Below are 17,120 nucleotides of genomic sequence, written 5' to 3' on the forward strand. Positions count from 1 at the left end.
AAATGGTGGGAAGGAGCGCCAAAGTTACTGATGACTATCCACAACTTCCTTTTACGTTTGCTTTGACTTTAAGGCATATGATTTTGAAATCCATGATAAATAAACTGAGCAGAAGGGAATTAATTAGGGAAAGCTGCATCACATTGGCTGCGCTTTCCTTACCTTTCCCGTTTAAGTCCGGAACAGCCGCAGTTAGCACAAAGAACTCAAATGTCAATATGATCAAACCATTTTCAGTCGATGTACCGGAACAGGTACTTGACGATCTTCGACAAAGATTAAAACTTACCCGGTGGCCGCTTGAATTTCCAGGTTCCGGCTGGAACATCGGTGCTGATCTATCCTATATGAAAGAACTGACGGGCTACTGGGCAGATCGTTTCGACTGGCGAAATACCGAAAAACAAATCAATGCGTACCCCAATTTTTTGGCATATATAAACGGCATTCAGATCCACTTCCTGCATATTAAAGGAAAAGGTAAAAAGTCAGTCCCTTTGCTGATCACCCATGGCTGGCCGGGGTCTTTTCTCGAGATGATGAAGCTGATACCGCTTCTGACAGAAGAGAAAGAACTATCTTTTGATCTGGTGATACCCTCGCTTCCAGGATTTGGATTTTCAGGTATGCCAATTGGGCCCGGATGTAACAGCATGTTTGTCGCTGATCTTTGGCACTAGCTAATGTCCGAGCTTGGTTATGACCGGTATGGTGTTCAGGGTGGTGACATCGGTTCAGGGGTCAGTTCATGGCTTGCTCTGCATTATCCGGAGCAAGTTATCGGTCTGCACCTTAATTATATTTCAGGCTCGTACAAACCGTATTTGGCTGAAGCAGAAAAACTTTCCCAGGAAGTTGTGGACTTTCAAAAAATAGGCGCCGAGTGGTCGGCAAAAGAGGGTGCGTACGCTTATCTGCATGCGACAAAGCCACTTACGGCCGCTTATGGCCTGAATGATTCCCCCGTTGGCTTATGCGCCTGGATCGTTGAAAAATTCAACGGATGGAGCGATAACTGCGGCGACATCGAAAATGCGTTCACCAAGGACGAACTGCTTGCAAATGTCACCCTATACTGGGTTACTCAAACAATTTATTCTTCTATGCGGATCTATAACGAAAACAGCAGGCGGCCTATGACCTTTGCTAAGGGGGAATTCGTTAAGGTACCCGTCGGGTTCGCGAAATTTCCAAAGGAATTGCCGACACCGCCCCGGTCTTATATTGAAAAAGGCTTTAATATTCAGCATTGGACAGAGATGCCGGTAGGCGGACATTTTGCAGCTGGAGAGCAACCTGTTCTGCTTGCTAATGATATCAAGGAATTTTTTACCGGCCTTAAGTGACTATCTATTATGAACTGTTGTCCGAGTAGGTATCTGAATTCAACAGGACAGGGTATAAAAATTAATGCCAATGCATTAACCACGGATACGCGTTTCGTCACTGCTTTTCCCACTGTCTATCAATTTATATAATATTCCAATTACCAGCAGGTAGAGCACCAAACTGGGCAACGCAGCCTCCACACCAAAACTGCCGCCGGTAAGCCATTCGCTATGCGTTGTCAGCTTGAATGGTTTAATGATCTTGTTGGCGTCGGCTTGTGTGGTCGCAATGGCAGTTATTTTGCCGATGAAAAAAATATCCCAAACTATATGTACTATCGCCACGTACCAAATTGATCTGCCATACACGTAGATCATGGAGAACATAAGCCCGGCTACGGTACCGCCGGCAGTTACAATTATTACGTCTAACAGTGTAAACGAGGGTAACATGACAATATGCACCAGTCCGAAAATGAACGATGTGATGAAAACGGCTTGCGCTACTGAGCATCGGTTGCGGATAATCATAAACAAATGCCCCCGAAACAATACCTCTTCGGTTATGCCTGCCGAAATCGAGATGGATACCCATGTTATAAAGATGCCAAGCTGGCCGGTTGTGGTTAAAGATATAGTGTGCGAAAACGGCTCCATAAAATTAAACAGGCAGTAAAATAACCCTACTGAAAGCGGTAAAATAAAAGCGATGGCTGTCCATTTCAGCAGGTTCCCGAGCACCGGCTTGCCGTAAATAAGCGGGGGATTATACGCTTTTATCACTTTAACGGCGAAAAGATGAAGGGCAATAACAGTTAAGGGCATTCTTAATAAAATTTCGCCTGCTACAGTTTTCGCCGCCTGGTTATCTATCCAAAAAGTTAATAGCTGTGTAACGGCGGCAACCGCAACAAATATGGTAATACAGCCCAGCGCGAATAAAATGATTTTAACCACGGACAAGGAATGTGCGGCCTGTTTTAATGTTGCGTTCATAATTTGTTTTAATATAGTTTGTAAATAATTGTATACATAGTAATGCGATGTATGGGTAGTTGAAAAAGCTATTTTTTTTTCAATAAACGAAATAGCAGGGTGTTTAAAAAGTAAAATACACCCATTAATAAAATAACAACCGCAATAAACCAGTTGCCCAGCAATTCTGTAAGCCCTTCGGGTAAATTGCTGGTATAACCGAACACAAACAAACGACCGTTTTGCAGGAACAGGCCTGTATGACCGGGCGAAATAAATTTAATAATAGCCAGTGATCCAAAGGCAAGTATCAGCAAGTAAATAATTCCGATAATAAAAAAGCCTGCGCCGTTTGCAATGTTAAGATATAGTGCCTGCAAAATATGCTTTGGGTTAAACGACCGGCCTGCCTGCTGCACCTTTTTGTATGCCACGGCCGGCTGCAAAACCATTTCCGGCGCGCCTAATTGGTCAAGGACATCAACCAAAATGTCAACTTCGTTGCCGGTTATGCCCCTGTGGGTTGCTTCATAGACGTGACTGTTGAGTTCCATAAGCAGCTCCCGCTGGTCGGTTGCCGGCAGGATGCTTATGCCCCGGCTAACCCTTGCAAAGTAGTCGTCGTATATTTTCTGGGCGGTTGGATTGGTAAAAATTATTCTTTTCATTTCTCAATTTTGTTTATGGCTGCCGCTAAAGCCAACCAGATTCCTTTCATCTCGGCTAAGGTCGCCCGGCCGCTACCAGTTAGCGTATAGTACTTGCGCGGTATGCCTGATTCCTGCTCTACCCATTTTGAATTGATAATTCCTTCTGTTTTCAGGCGGTTTAATAATGGGTATAAAGTGCCCTCGGCAACCTCGAGCGAGGTATGGGTTTTTATTTCCTGCACAAGCTCATAGCCATAATATTCCTTTCTTTCAAGGATTACCAATATGATATATGATAGCGTTCCCTTCTTTACCTGGGAAAACCAGTTCTGCACAAATTCAGTATTCATCACACAAAGATAATACATAGTTATACAATGTACAATGTTTAGCTATGTTTTTAGGTAATCGGTATGATTTAGATTAGTGTGTACCCCAGGCAGATGCTCGGTCGTGCAGGCTGATCTACTTTGGCATGCGCCTGATAATTTCAATCTGATAACGCAGCCATCAGGAAATATATCCGCGGTCTGCAAGATTCTTCTGTAGTTCTGGCTACGCAAAAGGCAGTTCATTTTTGCGACAACCGTAGAAATTCGCCTGCCTGTATCAAAAATGTTTGAAGTTAAGGGCAGTTAGAAGGCTGAAGTACACTAAAATGGTTAACTTTAAATAAAAAAGGCTATGGGTACGATGACAACGGTTTCCGAAGTGATCAGCAAACTTCAGCAGGAAGGCTATACTACGGATTTTAACTTGAAAAATAATTGTTTGGAATGTCAGGGCAATGCCCTGGAGATCCATCCGGAAGAATTTGTAGTAGATAAGCATTACCGCTTTGAAGGGCAATCTGATCCCGCTGATCAGGCAATTGTATATGCCATATCATCCACCAAGCACGACATTAAAGGTATCTTAGTAAATGGTTATGGCACTTCGAGCGAAATGCTCACAGAGGCACTAGTCAATGCATTAGACATTGGAACGGGAAAAAAGGCCGGCCAAAGATGACCGGCAATTTTTGTAGTATCAGCATAATCTTGAGAACCGTCATAAGTTTCGATGATTTAACTGGGAAAGATCATAACCGGGATATGTATATATGCGGGCAAGATATAGGGCGCAGCCGATCCTAATAGTTCATTAAAATGATACCTTTTGTTCACCAATACTAAAAGATCCGCCTTCAGGTCATTGACCAGTACATCAATGGCTTTAGGTATATTCCGTTCCCTGATATGGCTTAAATAAAAATGATCCTGATTTGCAACACCGTCGATCGCATCATGGTAAACCTCCCTCGCGTAGTTATCTTCCAAATAAGGCATTCCCTTTGCGGCCAGGTCGGCAATGGTAACGCTGGCATTAAATGCGGCCGCGAGTTGACCCAGCAGCCTGACTACGTTCTTTCGGCAATAACGCAGGTCCGCCACATAGAGTATCTTATCCAGGGACTTCCAGGTTAATTTTTCGGGAACCAATAATATGGGGCAGTTTGTCCTCATAGCGGAAAAAATGCCAGAGCCGTCGATCAATACCTTCGAATCCTTATTATCCCTGACTTGTTTAACCAGCAAACCTATATCTTCTTTCCTTACTACAGCTAAAAGTTTTTCTTTGAGGCATTGGTCGCGGTTTATAAATTGTACCAGCGGTTTCAGGCCGGTGCCTGTACGGATTTCGGCTGTAAGTTTTTTAATCCATTCATTCGCCCGGTCTGATATAACGGGTAAAGCATCGTTAAATCCCGCTACGCTCTTTTGGGCTGCAAATAATTTGGCACTGGGGTTGAATGTGTTCCATATAAATAAACGCACCTTCATAGTTGCCGCTAACCATAAAGCAAACTTGGCGGCCTGGACATTCTGATCATTGTAATCGGTGAATAGCAATATATTTTTCATAAAATTTTTATTTTAAGGGTTTTAAGCCCGGTGAAAGGACTGTATTGAAACGGTCCTTAAGTAAGTTCTAAGTTTGTGAAACACGATCACCTGCCACCGTCGACTGCGCGGCCGGCCGAATCCACGGAAATGATTTTGAGTTTATTGACGCCATCCTTCATTTCCCATTCAGTTTCCGCTCCTGCCGGATAACCAAGCAAGGCGATGACGAGCGGATCCGTAACCGGAATGTTATTGGTTCCGGGCTGCTGGTCACCTGCGGGCATAATATGAATGCTGAACGTCTGGTGTTTTTTGATGTTCGAGATCAATACATCACTTGTTGAAGAAACAACATTGAGGGGGATGTACTGTTTGGTAACTATTTTCGCGTCCATTAATTCCACAAACAATTTGTGTTTATTAAAAGCGGGAATACTTGCAGACGCATATTGGTCTGCCAATAATTTATAGTCTTCTTTGGATAAAATTAACGGGATATTTCGCATAATGCAAAAGATTAACTTTCAACAATTAAGTTGAGCTGTAATTTGACATTCCTATAATTCCTTGCTAATGGAATTGCCGAATCAGCTTAGCCGGATGGCGCCATGCCAGCGGCACTGGCATTGACGTACATTAAGCTAAAGCCTATTATAAAAAATCGGCTTCAGCTTCCGCTTTGCAGATCATTCGGTTACCAAAACCCGTGAAACGGGTAGATCAGAAGCTTATGGCAGTACTTGAAAAGACTACTGGCAATCACATTGGAAGATCCCAAAGCTATTGGCGGAATGCCGGGGCAGCTGATATTACGAAATTGATGATGGAGGGTGACAAACTGTTTACCTATCTTAACCGGTTCAGAAAACACATCCATAATGGCGGATGCTTTAGGACAACATGGATCGATCGAAATATGCAGCACTTTAGCGCTGGAAATCTCTGCTGCAAAAGAAGCCTCGGAGCGTTTTTCTGAGCCTGTAGCGCACACCGCCGAAAAGCAGATAACTATAAAAAAAACGGCTCTTAAATATTCCTTTTGCATTTAAACAAGTTTACTCATTTTAATGTAATCTGAATGTTAAAAACTGGTTTTCAAGGCCTTAATTTGCTGGTAAATCTTAATTTTGGGGTCATAACTTCAATAGATATGGCAAGCGTAATTCATTTTAAGATCGGCGACCATGTCAGCTGGAATTCAGAGGCGGGGCATGTCACCGGCAAGATCATTAAAGTACATACCAGCGACTTTCAATTTAAAGGATACACCCACCACTGTACGCCAGCCGAACCCCAGTATGAAATAAAAAGCGACAAAAGCGACCATATTGCCGCCCATAAAGGCACCGCCTTGAAGAAGATTTAATCTTTCGGGAATAATTTGTGTAACGCAAAATATTAACCGCCTGGTGGTGGGATCATTACCTAAATTTATCACCGTCCCATGCAGGCCGGAATAATCCGGAACAGAATTTCTACGGGTTAAGGGCAAACATTCCTGAAGCAAAGCGTAATAAAAGATAATTTTGTCTTTATTGTTTTGATTCCTACATTTGCAGCACCCTTTAAAGGATAAAAAGGTATTAATATATTTATTTTATGACAACAGAACAAAAAGCTCTTATTACCGCAACCGTTCCCGTGTTAAGGGAAAACGGCGTATTGCTAACGAAATATTTCTATAACCGGATGTTCACTCATCATCCGGAACTAAAAAACCTCTTTAATATGGGCAACCAAAAAAGCGGCAAGCAGCAAACGGCATTGGCACTTGCAGTCCTTGCTTACGCTGAAAATATTGCAGACCCAATGGTTTTACTACCCGTTGTCGACCGGATCGGCCACAAACACGTCAGTCTCGACATTCGTCCGGAACAATATCAAATCGTTGGCCGGCATTTGATCGCATCCATTCAGGAGGTACTGGGTGAGGCCGCGACTCCGGCCATCGTTGATGCCTGGTCAGCTGCTTACCAACAGCTCGCGTCATTAATGAGCGGGCATGAAGCTACGTTATATCAGCATAAAGCGGCCACGGAAAGCGGATGGACTGGCTGGCGACCATTTATTGTCCAACGTAAGGTAGCCGAGTCAAATGAGATCACCTCATTTTACCTGTATCCTGCCGATGGCGGAAATGTAACAACACATCTGCCGGGACAATTTATAAGTTTGCGCACATTCCTGCCCGAACTAAAATTGAACCAGTCAAGACAATACAGCATCTCGAGCGAACCAAATGACGAATACTACCGGATCTCTGTTAAAAGGGAACTGGGTCATCAGCTGGATACGAACGGTATGATCAGCAACAGGTTGCACGACCATGTGAATGTAAACGATAAGGTTGAGATCACTTCACCATCCGGCAATTTTACATTGGCAAACGACCTCGATACACCTGTCACCCTGATCAGTGGCGGTGTTGGACTTACGCCGTTACTGAGTATGCTGCAAAGCCTTATTAAAAACGATCATCAGCATCCCATCACCTGGTTACACGGTTGCCGCAGCGAAAATGTACACGCCTTTAAGCAGCATGTTGAAGATATTGCTGCGGAGTATCCGAATTTCAGTCATTATACTTTTTATAACGACCCGACCGATGCAAATAGGGCGGCAGGCATTTTTCCTGGTTATCTTGACATCGCTGCAATACCGCAGCTTGACCTGGATTTGAATGGACATTACTTCGTTTGCGGTCCTGCCGTTTTCATAACGAAGCAATATGAAGACCTTATCGCTGCGGGGGTTAATAAAGACCGCATTTATTTTGAAGAATTCGGGCCACAAGTGCTGTCCTTAAATTAAGCTTAAGCTCCGGCTTCATTTTAAAATTAACGCTTACGCTAAAAAACAAGTTTCGAAAACAAATATTAAACAGCGTTCCGCAGACCTAATGGCCGGAATAGTGAAAAATTCATAAAAGCGTTGTTAAAATTTTGATCAGGGCTCATAAAAATGCTTTTAAGAATGCCTGACACGATTCGATGTTAAAGCGTAAGCGATTAATGCAATTACCATGACAGTATTTAAAATAAAGCGGATATATGAACCGGCGGAAAAGGCGGACGGAAGGCGGGTCCTTGTCGACCGCTTATGGCCCAGGGGGGTAAAAAAGAATTCCATACCTGTTGATGCCTGGCAAAAAGATCTTGCACCAACCGGAAACTTACGATCGTGGTACAAACACGATCCGGCAAAATGGGAAGAGTTTCAACTACGATATTTACTTGAACTGAAGCACAACCCTGCGGTGGAGGACTTCCTGCGAGCGACAGCAGGCGAACAAAGCATTACGCTTTTATATGCTGCGAAAGACAAGGAACATAACCATACCCTCGTATTACAGCGAATACTGGAAGAAATGTCCGGTTCGGTGATTGTTCCTCGTTGAACCGATAGCTGCTTTTAATAACGCTGGGCTTGATTCATGTAGCATAAAACCGGACATGTCTGTTGCAACGTTACCGGAGCACGTAATAGGCTGCCATCAGAAAATTAATAGCCAGGCTGATGACGGTAAGCGAGAGGATCGCTCTTATCCCGGCGCCGCAGAAACCGGCCGTCAAATTGATAAAAAACAGTAAAACGGTTACCCCTAAGCAATAAGGTGTCGCACCATAATAAAAGACCAGAGCTGCCGGCAACGGCAGACAAAATACGGCTTGAAAGACAAATGAAATAACGAACCATGGCATGCGGTCTTTTTCATGTTTTTCGGTAAAAGCGGTCCACCTGTTCCAGGTGGCATTGTGTTTAATTTGATTCTCCATTTTTATTTATTTTAGATTAGAACATTATCCTGATCTACCCCACCAGCCGGACCAATAAACCGTCCATGCCGGGCCGCAGTCTGATCTGGCAGGCCAAACGGGTGAACCGTGGCAGGTTCGGCAGGAGGTCCAGCATATCAAGTTCCTGGTCGGTTGGGAGCGATAAGTGCTCATTGCCGGACAAGACCTCCACGGCGCAGGTGGCGCAAAGAGCGATACCGCCACAGGTGCCCAAAACCGGATAGCCGCCTGCCTTGAGCGCTTCCATCAAACTCAGGTTGAGCGTAACGTGTATTTCCAGCGTTTCCTCCCGCTCATCGGCGTTGATGATGCGGATCGAGATGAGATCAGAACGTATTGATGCCATATACCGTCGTATATTTAAAACTTAGTTTCTCTTCGGGATAGACGTATTTAAAAGCGCTTTGCATGGCCAGCGCAGTTTCATGAAAGCCACATAAGATGAGTTTGAGCTTCCCCGGATACGTATTGATATCGCCCACGGCATAAATCCGTGCGATATTGGTCGAATAGTCTGCCGGACTCACAGGGATTGCCGACTGTATGACGTCCAGTCCCCATTCTGCGATCGGGCCCAGTTTAGGCGTCAAACCGAAAAGCGGGATGAAGTGATCGGCTGGAATGATAAAATGGGGCAACTCTTGACTGACAATACGCAATTCCTGCAGATGACCGTCACCATACAGTGTTGTCACGTTCGAGTGAAGCAGCAGGTCTATTTTTCCCGCCTTTGCCATTTTAAAGACTTTTTCGGCAACTTCAGGAGAGCCACGAAAGGTGTCCCCCCGGTGCACGAGGGTGACTTTTCCCGCAATGTCCGCGAGGAAAACCGTCCAGTCCAGCGCCGAATCTCCGCCGCCCGCCAAAACCACGTTCCGGCCGCGCAGGGTTTCCGGGTTCCTGATCATATAGCTTACGCCCTTTCCCTCGAATTCCCTTAAACCATCGATAGCCGGCTTACGCGGCTCAAAACAACCAAGACCGCCGGCAATAACCAACACCTTGCAGTGAATCACGGTGTTTTCATTAGTAACTACGGTCAATGAACCATCGTTTTCTTGTCGGACGCTATCCACCCGTTCGCCAAAAGTGAATTCAGGATCAAAAGGGCTAATCTGCTCAATTAACCGGTCCACCAGCTCCTGGCCCATGATCTGCGGATAGCCCGGGATATCATAAATTGGCTTATGCGGATAGATCTCCGACAATTGCCCGCCCGCCTGAGGCAGTGCGTCGATCAAATGGCACCGCATCTTTAGCAGGCCCGCCTCGAAGACGGCGAACAGACCTACCGGTCCGGCTCCGATGATACAAATGTCTGTTTCTGGAATTTTCGTCTGCTCTTTCATAGTCGTTCGGGGTCAGGTTCATCCCTGGATTAAAAAGCAAATGCTGTCCTCCGCAGCTTCCACCGAATGCGGAACATTAACCGGGATATCAAGGTCATCAAACTTGTCCATGGTCACTTTGCCATTAGCGCTGAAATAATCAATTTTACCTTCGACTACGACCAGCCGGGCCGGTACGCCTGTTTGATGTTCTTTTAAGGTCATGCCTTTCTTGAATCCGAGTACAATGACCTTGGCCGAATTTCCTTTAACTAAGACCTTAACTACCGGCGCGTCGGCAACTTTAAGTTGGGTTATAACATCTTGTATGATCATATCTGTATTTTTAGATTAATATTCTTACTGTTAACCCATCCAGCTGTTCATCGATCATTAACTGGCAGGACAGGCATATATTTTTGTTTTGGCGGCCTGCCCTTAGCAGGTTGGCATCGCCGTTTCGCTCGTAAGCGGTAGGGTTTTGTTTTTTTTCGGTAATTTCAATCACACAGGTTCCGCATTTACCCATACCGAGGCATTCTCCAAACCCTTCTATGTAGATGCGGTCATAGATGAGCATCATCAGGCTGCGGTATTCGTTGGAATAGGTGCGCAGTTCATGCTGCTGACCGTCATAGGTCACCTGAACTGTTATGTCTTCTGTCCGCCCGCTGCTCATGATAACACGTAGTTTTTCGCCCAGAACTCATCCGGAAAATCATCATTAAACGCGGCGGGATGTTTTTCGGAAAAAAATGCGCCGACCAGTTTTAGCGCGCTTTCAGGTAAATGCGTTTCTAAATGCGGGAACAGCGTCCTTTCTTCAAACCGGATATGTTTGATCAGCAGTTCCGCGAAGGAAAGGTATTCGGCCGCGTTTTCATTTTCGTAATGATTCAAATGATCCAGCCGTGCGCCAAGCATGAGGTGTTCGGAAATTCCCTGACGGGTCAGGCTATCGTCCAGGCGGTTGAAAAGCAATGCCTCTTCCTCCTGGAAATGTTCCTTCAGGTGTCCTGCCCAAAAGAAATTGATATATTTTAAGATCTTATGAAGGGGAATATCTTTTCGTAAGCCTTCCTTGATCTTCCAGCAGAACAGCAGGCCGGCATGATGGTCGTGGGACAGGGCGATCATGTGTTTGTTGCGTTTAATAGGCTTGTTTTCCATAGAACGGTTTTATAAAGCGGAATAAGTGATGACCGCGTCGCTTCCCATGACGATCAGTGCTTTGAAATCTTCGACGACCTTCAGGATATGTTCTTCGTGGGTGGCAATGCATTGATTTGAACCGGCGCATAATTCAAAAGTTTCGCCCTTATAGATGAGCAGCGCGTTGCCTGACTCCACCATGATAAAAGCATCGGAGGTGGCGAAATGCCGGGACATATTGGTACCGGCCGGCAATTCTACTTTGATAATTCTGTATTGTTTGTTCTTAGTTAATTCTTCCATGATATGACATTTTTTTTTCTGAAAACAGCATTTTGCCGCTTTCAATACCGATCAGTAACAGTAGCGGCGCTTTGATCACTTCGAAAATGATATAGAACCAATGGGCGTTATGTTCGGTGACCTGGCGCCCGCGGATGATCTGATCGGCACCCTGGTCGAGGACCGGCAAAAGCCATTTGGTTTCAAGGACCAGGATAATTCCGGCCATGGTAATCAGATAAAATCCCATGCGACTCGTTTTCCTGAAAATGCAAGTGGTCACAAGGATCAAAAAAAAGGTCCATTCCCAAAGGTTCAGCGCCTTAAATATGATCTTACCGACTTGCAGGCCTTCAGCTATGCCGAGGCCGGGCGCGGTAAATTTTAAAGGCGCCTCCATAAAACTTATAGCCATAAAGAATCCTAACCAAAAAATGGCTGTGATACTTCTCAGCGATAGTGCGAAACCGTCATTCATGGCTTTTACGGGTTAATATTTTTTACCGCCTTCATAATACGGGCGATGCTGTTGGCTCGTTTTTTTGCATTTTCCGCGATCTGACCTTGGAAAAGGTCGTCTACGGTTCCATGGAAAAGTAAGAGCCAACGGTCGAAATGTTCTTTCGTCAGCGCCAGCGGCAAGTGCTTGGTCAGCGGATCATCACTGAACTTTTTAGTATAAAGCAGTAAGGTTGACCAGAAGTCGGTCATTCGTTCCAGGTGATGGTCCCATTGGTCGCCAATGACGATTTCAAAGACCGGTGCCAGTAATTCATCCTGCCGTACCTTACCATAAAAAGTATTGACCAGGTTCCTTATATCTGCTTCATTATTGATGTCTTGATTTTCCATTTTGTATCATACGATTACGCGGTCACTATTGCCGTTGAGCTGCTGCAAACGGATTAAAAACATACTGGCCATCAGTTCGGCGCGCTTCTTTGCATCCTCGGCAACGTCGCCTTCAAACCGCTCATTGATGGTACCGTAAAATAGTCCCAGCCAGCGCTCAAAATGCGCTTGCCCGATCTTTAATGGTGCATGTTTGGCAAAAGGGTTACCCCGAAAGCCGGGCACGCCGAAAAGCGCGGCATTCCAGAAAGCATACATCTTCTGCAGATGTGGTTCCCAGTCAGCGATCGCTTCCATAAAGACCGGTCCGATCAGCCCGTCGGTTTGCACCCGGCTATAAAATTCATCGACAAATACCTTGATGTCTTCGACGTCTTCGATTTTCTTTTTCATTTGAACAACGGAGTTTGACCAGAAGTGATATGGTAATAAACCGCCCATGCGGTAAAAGCAATTAACAGGATAATGATCCAAAAGGGAATACTCTGCGGCGTTTCGCTCCCCTGCAGCATAAAGGTTTTCTGGTCACCCTTGCCATAGGCATTGATCATCAACGGGATCACGCCATCCACTACTTCATCTTTACCGATGCCTTCAACGGCGATGGCAGGGCCATTTCGCACGATGAACGGAATGGTTTTAAGTCCTTCTTTTCCCTTATGATCTTTGCTCACCACCCTAAGCGTATGTTTGCCGTCTGCCAGCTTCTTGGTATCCAGGTCAAAGGAAACGGGCGCCGGGAAAGTGCCGATGGGCTGGGGGTCATCGTCAATGAACAGCGTTACAAAGCTTTTGTCTTCCATTGCTTAGGGATTTAAAATGATATTTTTAATATTTTCATGACTTTTCTCCCTGGGCCTGGCTAGGCACTTGACCATCGCGTAAAAGGAATACACTGTGATGATCACCATAAGGCTTACCACGGCATAGTCCCAATTGCTGGACGGTCCGGCACCGTGAGTGATCCCTTGCAGAAATTTGGGCTGCTGCGCCTTACAGGCATCACAGGCCATGGCGGTGGAATGTGCTCCAAAAATGGCTACTGCCAGCAATAATGTGTTTAAATAAAATGGGTGCTTTTTCATATCTATTTGGCTACAGGCCCTGATTTGACCTGGTTAAATAATTCTTTTATTTCCGTCAGCGTAACCTTTCTGCCATTATTACCCCAGCTCGTGCGCTCATGGTTCATGATGGCGGCAACCTCTTCCGGCTTCAGATTGTTGTTGGTTCCAACAGCAGGCATTACCCCAAAGCCCTCGCTTGCCCTTCCGTTGTAACCCTTCATGATAATGGTCAGTTGTACTTTGGGATCTTTGTCCAGGACGATCGGGCTACCCTTGAGGGCGGGAAAGGCCCCTTTCAGTCCCTCTCCGTTCTCCTGGTGGCAACTCTGACAATTAGCGGCATATAATACCGCACCGTCTAACTCCGTATTCAGCTTGCTGGTCGTGCCGGCCAATGCGGGTTTCACCTCTTTTCCATATAAAAAAAGCGGACTCGGCTTACCGTCCGGCAATTTTAACTGCTTAAATGATTTAAGATAAGCGACAAGTGCTAATGCGCCTTTGGTAGCGATGATCTTGCCGGTAACGCCCTGTCTGAATTCGTCAGGCACATTCACCACCACGTCTTCGGGAAATGCATACTCTTTTACATCGAACAACCAGGAATAGGCCGGCATGATCGATTGGGCGACCACTGACCTCGGGTTATACAAATGCAGCAGGTGCCAATCCTCGCTCGGCTGGCGGTTACCGATATTCATGAGGTCGGGGCCCGTACGTTCCGAGCCCATCAGATTGGCTGTATTGCGCCATACGTCCGTCCGAACGTTGCGCGCGTAATCAGCGGCAATGCTTGGGCGCGTGCCCCACATTTTGTCCATGTCGACGTTACGTACCTGCTGGGTATGACAGGCGATGCAACCTTCTCTGATAAAGATACCTTTACCTGCCACTTCTTCACTGGTCAATGGTTTACTTTCCGGAAGCGGCGCGTTATTATTTTGCGAATCCAACGCCGGGAACACCGCGGCAAACATCGTCAGCCCGATGAATAGGAAAATGGCTGCACCAAAGAGTCTTTTATGATTGTTATAAATATCCATTGCTTATTGGTTGATGGGGTTAACGGGTAATTTTTCCAACTCGGCAAATACGGCTTTTTGCAGATCGCCTTGTGTTTTGCTTGCAATCATATAGTACAGGTTATAGGCAAAAATGAGGTGCGCCGCCCACATCAAAGTGCCGCCGATGGCCCGCCACAGCCAGTATGGCGCCATCAAAACCACCGAATCAATAAAGGGCTTGCCTTCCAGCCACGCCATTCCTTTCAAGGTGCCCCCGATCATCAGCGGGATCGTATAAAATAATAGGCCCAGCAGTGCCATCCAAAAGTGCGCGCCCACCCAGGCCTGTTTTGGTTCCTTACCGGTCAGGCGGGGAACCAGCGTATAAATGGCTGCCCATAACATAAAGGCGATAATCCCGTACATCGTCAGGTGAGAATGCGCTGTCGTAAAATCGGTGAAGTGCCAGTACAGGTTGGCGGAGCGAAAGGCCTCGGCCGTTCCCTGGAAGGATCCGGTAAAGTAAAAGATGATGCCTACCAGGTAAAACGGCAGCGTGTAGCTGGAACCGATCTTATGAAAGTTGCCGCGAAAGGTCATCAGAAAATTCGTGGTACCGGCAAACACCGGGATCAGCATGCCCATACTGCCGATGATCGCTACCGTTTGCAGCCACCATGGGATCGCGCTGAAAATAAAATGATGCGTCCCGATCAGGGTATAGAACAGTATCTGTGTCCAGAAAGCCAGGATGCCCAGGCTATAGGAATAAATAGGGGTATTAAGTTGCTGCGGCAAAAAATAATAGATCAGCCCGAGGTTAAAGAGCATGAACCACATGCCGACGCCCTGGTGCATATAATAGCCCTGTGCGATACTTTCACCCAGGCCATTTTGCCAGAAAGGCAAATAGCCAACCAGGGCAATGACGATGGTAAACATGACCGCTGATACAATGTACCAGTTGGAAATATAGATTTCTTTGGTTTTGCGGCGAGCGATCGTTTGCAGGTAATTGACCAGCGTAATAACCAGTCCGATGGCAAACAGCAACATGATGGGCCAGATATATTCCCGGTATTCACCACCGCCGTTATTGATTCCCGCCATCAGCGATAAACTGCCCGCAAGTACCGACGCATTGATCAGCACCAGTCCGTACCAGCCCCGTTTCAGGCTGGCAACAACCGTGTTGCTAACTGTGGAAACGACATAATACCCCAGCCCGATCATAGCCAGTGAGGACCAGCCCCAAAATACCATATTGGTATGTACCGGCCTTAATCGTCCAAAACTAAGCCAGCTGACATGATCGGCATCCGGGGCAACAAATTTTATGCCCAGGTATTCCCCGACACTTGTGCCTAACACCAGCCAGAAAGTAGCCGTACCAAGGTACCATAAAATCAGTTTGGCTAGCGTCGGGTCAATATCGGGTCTTTTGACCGCTTTCTTTTTTGGTGCAATAAACCGGGGCGAATCTACTTCCGCGATATGATGCAATAAACCTCTTTTGTCTTCGGGCGCCTGTACGCCGGATAATTCTGTATCGCTCAACCGAAACCTGAGTGCCTGTCGACGTTTGGTCAGTTCTTGTGTTAATTCTTCCCCGGCTAACTCATCAATAGACCGCGCTAGTTTTTGCGCATTTTTTCTGATCTGAGAAGTTCGCACCTTTCTGACGAGATGGCTCACCTTAACAGCAACAATATAAATAGCAATAAGGATAGGGATAAGGATCAGCGTCACCGTAATCAATACGCCGGGATTGGTCCAGACATTGCCGGAAGCTTCACCGGACTGTGCGAACGCTGTTAAGCCGGAAGAAAGAAAAAGGAACAGTAAAAATGGCTTCTTCCAGGTTGCCCCTTTACCTTGATTACCCTGCTGTCCCTGACGGGTACCTCGTCTTTTGATCAGCAAGTCCAGCTGTTGCTCGTCAAAGTCCTGCAAATGCCTGCTGATCCATGATTCGGCATTTTCGTCAGCGCGGTCAGCCAGCTTTTCCAGGTGGTTGCTATTTCCAAAAAGCCACAGGGCTAATCCTGCCATTGTTATCAAAAACACCACGACCAAAAACACGATGAGCGCTGATTCGCTGCCAGGTGCTTCAACAGCCGTCGGGCCGGGCACTTTAGTCTCCCCGAGAACCGGGTAGGCCATCATTTGGAGACTTGCTAAAAAAAACAGGGATCTTTTCATTTTAATATATTAATACCTTTTTATCTTTTATGTGGCTAAATTTTTTATTTTTTTAAAGCGGTAATCCCGGAAATAAGATCAGTATTAAATTCGCCGATACTCGTAGCATTAAGCATCCGGTGGAGCTCGTTTCGGATCGTCTTAAATTCATGGTGTAAAGGGCAGGGATTTATTTCAGAACACTGTTTTAGCCCGAGTGCGCAACCTGTAAAGATCCCGTTCCCATCTACGGCCTCAACCACGTCGCTAATAGGCCGCTGAAGAACAGATTCATCCGTATAAAAGCCGCCGTTTGGTCCTTTTACAGATTGAACAATTCCCCGTCTGCTCAGGTCCTGCAAAACCTTTGCCAGGAAATGTTCAGGTGAGCCTATGCCTTCTGCAATCTCCTTGATGCCGACGCGGCCACCCCCGGCGGTTTTGTGCGCAACGAAGAAAACTGCCCGCAGTGCATATTCACACGTTTTTGAAAATATTCCCATACTGAACAAAGGTACAGTAATATTTAAATAATAAAAGAGTTTCTTATCTTTATTTAAATAATTCTTGCATCTTTTTTATAAGAATAGCCGTTCTTACTTACTTGGTCTACCTTTG

General features: G+C 45.9%; 27 protein-coding genes. 6 read left to right on the forward strand and 21 right to left on the reverse strand.

The window, feature by feature from the left end; translation table 11 throughout:
- The first annotated feature begins 2 nt into the window (after positions 1 to 2).
- A complete protein-coding gene (locus NPE20_RS10170) occupies positions 3 to 680 on the forward strand; it encodes an epoxide hydrolase family protein (RefSeq protein WP_256538511.1) in 678 nt (225 codons plus the stop codon).
- Between the two features lie 3 nt (positions 681 to 683).
- Entirely contained in the window at positions 684 to 1,346 is a 663-nt protein-coding gene (locus NPE20_RS10175) for an alpha/beta fold hydrolase (protein WP_256538512.1), read from the forward strand.
- 75 nt (positions 1,347 to 1,421) lie between these two features.
- Here the strand turns inward: NPE20_RS10175 and NPE20_RS10180 are convergent, their stop codons facing one another.
- The 3 genes from NPE20_RS10180 to NPE20_RS10190 all read right to left on the reverse strand — a co-directional run bounded on the left by NPE20_RS10180 (position 1,422) and on the right by NPE20_RS10190 (position 3,303).
- Complete coding sequence (locus tag NPE20_RS10180; RefSeq protein WP_256538513.1) at positions 1,422 to 2,324, reverse strand: CPBP family intramembrane glutamic endopeptidase; 903 nt, start codon at positions 2,322 to 2,324, stop codon at positions 1,422 to 1,424.
- Positions 2,325 to 2,392: 68 nt separating this feature from the next.
- The gene (locus NPE20_RS10185) at positions 2,393 to 2,971 is read right to left on the reverse strand and encodes an HAAS signaling domain-containing protein (protein WP_256538514.1); all 579 of its coding nucleotides are present in this window, start codon (positions 2,969 to 2,971) and stop codon (positions 2,393 to 2,395) included.
- Positions 2,968 to 3,303, reverse strand: a complete 336-nt coding sequence (locus tag NPE20_RS10190) for a PadR family transcriptional regulator (RefSeq protein ID WP_256538515.1) — start codon at positions 3,301 to 3,303, stop codon at positions 2,968 to 2,970. The genes NPE20_RS10185 and NPE20_RS10190 overlap by 4 nt, the downstream gene beginning before the upstream one ends.
- 343 nt (positions 3,304 to 3,646) lie before the next feature.
- Between NPE20_RS10190 and NPE20_RS10195 the strand changes: the two genes are divergently transcribed.
- Positions 3,647 to 3,964, forward strand: coding sequence for a phosphoribosylpyrophosphate synthetase (locus NPE20_RS10195; protein WP_256538516.1), 318 nt, complete (start codon positions 3,647 to 3,649; stop codon positions 3,962 to 3,964).
- Positions 3,965 to 4,020: 56 nt separating this feature from the next.
- On the opposite strand, the gene NPE20_RS10200 is transcribed toward NPE20_RS10195, so the two are convergent.
- The 3 genes from NPE20_RS10200 to NPE20_RS10210 form a co-directional block, all read right to left on the reverse strand.
- Entirely contained in the window at positions 4,021 to 4,857 is an 837-nt protein-coding gene (locus NPE20_RS10200) for a universal stress protein (protein WP_256538517.1), read from the reverse strand.
- Between the two features lie 86 nt (positions 4,858 to 4,943).
- On the reverse strand, positions 4,944 to 5,345 hold the full coding sequence (locus NPE20_RS10205; RefSeq protein ID WP_256538518.1) for a GreA/GreB family elongation factor: 402 nt from the start codon (positions 5,343 to 5,345) through the stop codon (positions 4,944 to 4,946).
- A 188-nt stretch (positions 5,346 to 5,533) separates the two neighbouring features.
- Positions 5,534 to 5,884: a hypothetical protein gene (locus tag NPE20_RS10210; protein ID WP_256538519.1), complete on the reverse strand. Its 351-nt coding sequence runs from the start codon at positions 5,882 to 5,884 to the stop codon at positions 5,534 to 5,536.
- Positions 5,885 to 5,989: 105 nt separating this feature from the next.
- Here NPE20_RS10210 and NPE20_RS10215 point away from each other — a divergent pair, with 105 nt between their 5' ends.
- The 3 genes from NPE20_RS10215 to NPE20_RS10225 all read left to right on the forward strand — a co-directional run bounded on the left by NPE20_RS10215 (position 5,990) and on the right by NPE20_RS10225 (position 8,236).
- Positions 5,990 to 6,205: a hypervirulence associated TUDOR domain-containing protein gene (locus NPE20_RS10215; protein ID WP_256538520.1), complete on the forward strand. Its 216-nt coding sequence runs from the start codon at positions 5,990 to 5,992 to the stop codon at positions 6,203 to 6,205.
- A 233-nt stretch (positions 6,206 to 6,438) separates the two neighbouring features.
- Positions 6,439 to 7,650, forward strand: coding sequence for an NO-inducible flavohemoprotein (gene hmpA, locus NPE20_RS10220; RefSeq protein ID WP_256538521.1), 1,212 nt, complete (start codon positions 6,439 to 6,441; stop codon positions 7,648 to 7,650).
- A gap of 211 nt (positions 7,651 to 7,861) precedes the next feature.
- On the forward strand, positions 7,862 to 8,236 hold the full coding sequence (locus NPE20_RS10225; protein WP_256538522.1) for a DUF488 domain-containing protein: 375 nt from the start codon (positions 7,862 to 7,864) through the stop codon (positions 8,234 to 8,236).
- Between the two features lie 70 nt (positions 8,237 to 8,306).
- Here NPE20_RS10225 and NPE20_RS10230 read toward each other — a convergent pair whose 3' ends face one another.
- The 15 genes from NPE20_RS10230 to NPE20_RS10300 are packed head-to-tail and all read right to left on the reverse strand — an operon-like array spanning position 8,307 to position 17,005.
- Positions 8,307 to 8,615: a hypothetical protein gene (locus tag NPE20_RS10230; RefSeq protein ID WP_256538523.1), complete on the reverse strand. Its 309-nt coding sequence runs from the start codon at positions 8,613 to 8,615 to the stop codon at positions 8,307 to 8,309.
- Between the two features lie 34 nt (positions 8,616 to 8,649).
- Positions 8,650 to 8,982: a 2Fe-2S iron-sulfur cluster-binding protein gene (locus tag NPE20_RS10235; protein WP_256538524.1), complete on the reverse strand. Its 333-nt coding sequence runs from the start codon at positions 8,980 to 8,982 to the stop codon at positions 8,650 to 8,652.
- Positions 8,963 to 9,985 (reverse strand): NAD(P)/FAD-dependent oxidoreductase, encoded by a 1,023-nt coding sequence (locus NPE20_RS10240; protein WP_290427167.1) that lies wholly within the window; start codon positions 9,983 to 9,985, stop codon positions 8,963 to 8,965. The genes NPE20_RS10235 and NPE20_RS10240 overlap by 20 nt, the downstream gene beginning before the upstream one ends.
- Positions 9,986 to 10,003: 18 nt before the next feature.
- On the reverse strand, positions 10,004 to 10,300 hold the full coding sequence (locus NPE20_RS10245; protein WP_256538525.1) for a cupin domain-containing protein: 297 nt from the start codon (positions 10,298 to 10,300) through the stop codon (positions 10,004 to 10,006).
- Positions 10,301 to 10,310: 10 nt separating this feature from the next.
- On the reverse strand, positions 10,311 to 10,643 hold the full coding sequence (locus tag NPE20_RS10250) for a 2Fe-2S iron-sulfur cluster-binding protein (RefSeq protein ID WP_256538526.1): 333 nt from the start codon (positions 10,641 to 10,643) through the stop codon (positions 10,311 to 10,313).
- Positions 10,640 to 11,134 carry a hemerythrin domain-containing protein gene (locus NPE20_RS10255; protein WP_256538527.1) on the reverse strand — a complete coding sequence of 165 codons (495 nt, stop codon included), beginning with the start codon at positions 11,132 to 11,134 and terminating at the stop codon, positions 10,640 to 10,642. The genes NPE20_RS10250 and NPE20_RS10255 overlap by 4 nt, the downstream gene beginning before the upstream one ends.
- A 9-nt stretch (positions 11,135 to 11,143) precedes the next feature.
- A complete protein-coding gene (locus NPE20_RS10260; protein WP_256538528.1) occupies positions 11,144 to 11,419 on the reverse strand; it encodes a cupin domain-containing protein in 276 nt (91 codons plus the stop codon).
- Complete coding sequence (locus NPE20_RS10265; RefSeq protein ID WP_256538529.1) at positions 11,403 to 11,876, reverse strand: hypothetical protein; 474 nt, start codon at positions 11,874 to 11,876, stop codon at positions 11,403 to 11,405. The genes NPE20_RS10260 and NPE20_RS10265 overlap by 17 nt, the downstream gene beginning before the upstream one ends.
- A 5-nt stretch (positions 11,877 to 11,881) precedes the next feature.
- Entirely contained in the window at positions 11,882 to 12,250 is a 369-nt protein-coding gene (locus NPE20_RS10270) for a group III truncated hemoglobin (RefSeq protein WP_256538530.1), read from the reverse strand.
- A 6-nt stretch (positions 12,251 to 12,256) separates the two neighbouring features.
- Entirely contained in the window at positions 12,257 to 12,643 is a 387-nt protein-coding gene (locus tag NPE20_RS10275; RefSeq protein WP_256538531.1) for a group III truncated hemoglobin, read from the reverse strand.
- Positions 12,640 to 13,053 (reverse strand): cytochrome C, encoded by a 414-nt coding sequence (locus NPE20_RS10280; RefSeq protein ID WP_256538532.1) that lies wholly within the window; start codon positions 13,051 to 13,053, stop codon positions 12,640 to 12,642. The genes NPE20_RS10275 and NPE20_RS10280 overlap by 4 nt, the downstream gene beginning before the upstream one ends.
- Before the next feature lie 3 nt (positions 13,054 to 13,056).
- Positions 13,057 to 13,335: a hypothetical protein gene (locus NPE20_RS10285; RefSeq protein ID WP_256538533.1), complete on the reverse strand. Its 279-nt coding sequence runs from the start codon at positions 13,333 to 13,335 to the stop codon at positions 13,057 to 13,059.
- A gap of 2 nt (positions 13,336 to 13,337) precedes the next feature.
- Positions 13,338 to 14,360 carry a cytochrome c gene (locus tag NPE20_RS10290; protein WP_256538534.1) on the reverse strand — a complete coding sequence of 341 codons (1,023 nt, stop codon included), beginning with the start codon at positions 14,358 to 14,360 and terminating at the stop codon, positions 13,338 to 13,340.
- Positions 14,361 to 14,363: 3 nt separating this feature from the next.
- A complete protein-coding gene (locus tag NPE20_RS10295; RefSeq protein WP_256538535.1) occupies positions 14,364 to 16,523 on the reverse strand; it encodes a cbb3-type cytochrome c oxidase subunit I in 2,160 nt (719 codons plus the stop codon).
- A gap of 44 nt (positions 16,524 to 16,567) precedes the next feature.
- Positions 16,568 to 17,005: an RrF2 family transcriptional regulator gene (locus NPE20_RS10300; RefSeq protein ID WP_256538536.1), complete on the reverse strand. Its 438-nt coding sequence runs from the start codon at positions 17,003 to 17,005 to the stop codon at positions 16,568 to 16,570.
- Between the last annotated feature and the right edge of the window lie 115 nt (positions 17,006 to 17,120).

Origin of the sequence: Mucilaginibacter aquariorum, from assembly GCF_024498135.1 — a bacterium.
In the GTDB taxonomy this organism is placed as follows: domain Bacteria; phylum Bacteroidota; class Bacteroidia; order Sphingobacteriales; family Sphingobacteriaceae; genus Mucilaginibacter; species Mucilaginibacter aquariorum.

Coding starts and splice junctions, on each gene's coding strand:
- NPE20_RS10170 (WP_256538511.1), top strand. CDS start 3: ATGGTGGGAAGGAGCGCCAAAGTTACTGATGACTATCCACAACTTCCT.
- NPE20_RS10175 (WP_256538512.1), top strand. CDS start 684: ATGTCCGAGCTTGGTTATGACCGGTATGGTGTTCAGGGTGGTGACATC.
- NPE20_RS10180 (WP_256538513.1), bottom strand. CDS start 2,324: ATGAACGCAACATTAAAACAGGCCGCACATTCCTTGTCCGTGGTTAAA.
- NPE20_RS10185 (WP_256538514.1), bottom strand. CDS start 2,971: ATGAAAAGAATAATTTTTACCAATCCAACCGCCCAGAAAATATACGAC.
- NPE20_RS10190 (WP_256538515.1), bottom strand. CDS start 3,303: ATGAATACTGAATTTGTGCAGAACTGGTTTTCCCAGGTAAAGAAGGGA.
- NPE20_RS10195 (WP_256538516.1), top strand. CDS start 3,647: ATGACAACGGTTTCCGAAGTGATCAGCAAACTTCAGCAGGAAGGCTAT.
- NPE20_RS10200 (WP_256538517.1), bottom strand. CDS start 4,857: ATGAAAAATATATTGCTATTCACCGATTACAATGATCAGAATGTCCAG.
- NPE20_RS10205 (WP_256538518.1), bottom strand. CDS start 5,345: ATGCGAAATATCCCGTTAATTTTATCCAAAGAAGACTATAAATTATTG.
- NPE20_RS10210 (WP_256538519.1), bottom strand. CDS start 5,884: ATGCAAAAGGAATATTTAAGAGCCGTTTTTTTTATAGTTATCTGCTTT.
- NPE20_RS10215 (WP_256538520.1), top strand. CDS start 5,990: ATGGCAAGCGTAATTCATTTTAAGATCGGCGACCATGTCAGCTGGAAT.
- hmpA (WP_256538521.1), top strand. CDS start 6,439: ATGACAACAGAACAAAAAGCTCTTATTACCGCAACCGTTCCCGTGTTA.
- NPE20_RS10225 (WP_256538522.1), top strand. CDS start 7,862: ATGACAGTATTTAAAATAAAGCGGATATATGAACCGGCGGAAAAGGCG.
- NPE20_RS10230 (WP_256538523.1), bottom strand. CDS start 8,615: ATGGAGAATCAAATTAAACACAATGCCACCTGGAACAGGTGGACCGCT.
- NPE20_RS10235 (WP_256538524.1), bottom strand. CDS start 8,982: ATGGCATCAATACGTTCTGATCTCATCTCGATCCGCATCATCAACGCC.
- NPE20_RS10240 (WP_290427167.1), bottom strand. CDS start 9,985: ATGAAAGAGCAGACGAAAATTCCAGAAACAGACATTTGTATCATCGGA.
- NPE20_RS10245 (WP_256538525.1), bottom strand. CDS start 10,300: ATGATCATACAAGATGTTATAACCCAACTTAAAGTTGCCGACGCGCCG.
- NPE20_RS10250 (WP_256538526.1), bottom strand. CDS start 10,643: ATGAGCAGCGGGCGGACAGAAGACATAACAGTTCAGGTGACCTATGAC.
- NPE20_RS10255 (WP_256538527.1), bottom strand. CDS start 11,134: ATGGAAAACAAGCCTATTAAACGCAACAAACACATGATCGCCCTGTCC.
- NPE20_RS10260 (WP_256538528.1), bottom strand. CDS start 11,419: ATGGAAGAATTAACTAAGAACAAACAATACAGAATTATCAAAGTAGAA.
- NPE20_RS10265 (WP_256538529.1), bottom strand. CDS start 11,876: ATGAATGACGGTTTCGCACTATCGCTGAGAAGTATCACAGCCATTTTT.
- NPE20_RS10270 (WP_256538530.1), bottom strand. CDS start 12,250: ATGGAAAATCAAGACATCAATAATGAAGCAGATATAAGGAACCTGGTC.
- NPE20_RS10275 (WP_256538531.1), bottom strand. CDS start 12,643: ATGAAAAAGAAAATCGAAGACGTCGAAGACATCAAGGTATTTGTCGAT.
- NPE20_RS10280 (WP_256538532.1), bottom strand. CDS start 13,053: ATGGAAGACAAAAGCTTTGTAACGCTGTTCATTGACGATGACCCCCAG.
- NPE20_RS10285 (WP_256538533.1), bottom strand. CDS start 13,335: ATGAAAAAGCACCCATTTTATTTAAACACATTATTGCTGGCAGTAGCC.
- NPE20_RS10290 (WP_256538534.1), bottom strand. CDS start 14,360: ATGGATATTTATAACAATCATAAAAGACTCTTTGGTGCAGCCATTTTC.
- NPE20_RS10295 (WP_256538535.1), bottom strand. CDS start 16,523: ATGAAAAGATCCCTGTTTTTTTTAGCAAGTCTCCAAATGATGGCCTAC.
- NPE20_RS10300 (WP_256538536.1), bottom strand. CDS start 17,005: ATGGGAATATTTTCAAAAACGTGTGAATATGCACTGCGGGCAGTTTTC.